The 879-nt window shown below is 43.3% G+C and carries 1 pseudogene; it reads left to right on the forward strand.

Features of this window, described 5'->3' with window-relative positions:
- Nucleotides 1–879, forward strand: a pseudogene (locus tag C9J38_RS21540) (arginine decarboxylase); the annotation flags it as partial.

An 879-nucleotide genomic window follows, 5' to 3' on the forward strand; every position in this document is an offset into this window, starting at 1 on the left:
ATGGATGAAGCATGGTTCGGTTACGCACGTTTTAACCCTATCTACAAGGGTCACTTCGCAATGCGTGGCGATGCTAAAGACCACAAAGGTCCAACAGTATTTGCAACTCACTCAACTCACAAGTTATTGAATGCATTGTCTCAAGCATCATACATTCACGTACGTAACGGTGAAGACGCGATCAACTTTGACCGTTTCAACCAAGCATACATGATGCACACTTCAACATCGCCACTATACGCAATCTGTGCGTCTAACGATGTTGCAGCTAACATGATGAAAGGCGAAAGTGGTAAAACACTGACTGACGAAGTAAACCGCGAAGCGATCATCTTCCGTCAAAACATGCGTCAGCTATTCAACAACTACACCAATGACAACGATTGGTTCTTCAAACCTTGGAACGCAGAAACTGTTACAGAAATGAACGGTGACAAGGTTAACTTTGAAGATGCATCTGTTGAGTCTCTAATGACTATCCAAGAGAACTGGAAACTAACTCCTGGCGACAAGTGGCACGGCTTTGACGAAATCGACAATGACTGGTGTATGCTTGATCCAATCAAAGTTAGCTTGCTAACTCCTGGACTTGACGACAACGGCAACTTCCTAGAAACAGGTGTTCCAGCAGCACTTGTGACTGCATACCTAGGTCGTTTCGGTATCGTACCAACACGTACTACTGACTTCCAAGTAATGTTCCTATTCTCAATGGGTATTACTAAAGGTAAGCGTGACACATTGATCAACACATTGTTGTCATTCAAGCGTCACTACGATGCTAACGCAGATATCGAAACACTATTACCTGAGTTAGTTGCATCAGCACCAGAAGTATACAAAGGTCTTGGCCTTAAAGATCTTGGTAACAAGATGTTT

This window comes from Photobacterium sp. GB-210 (genome assembly GCF_003026075.1).
Lineage (GTDB): Bacteria > Pseudomonadota > Gammaproteobacteria > Enterobacterales > Vibrionaceae > Photobacterium.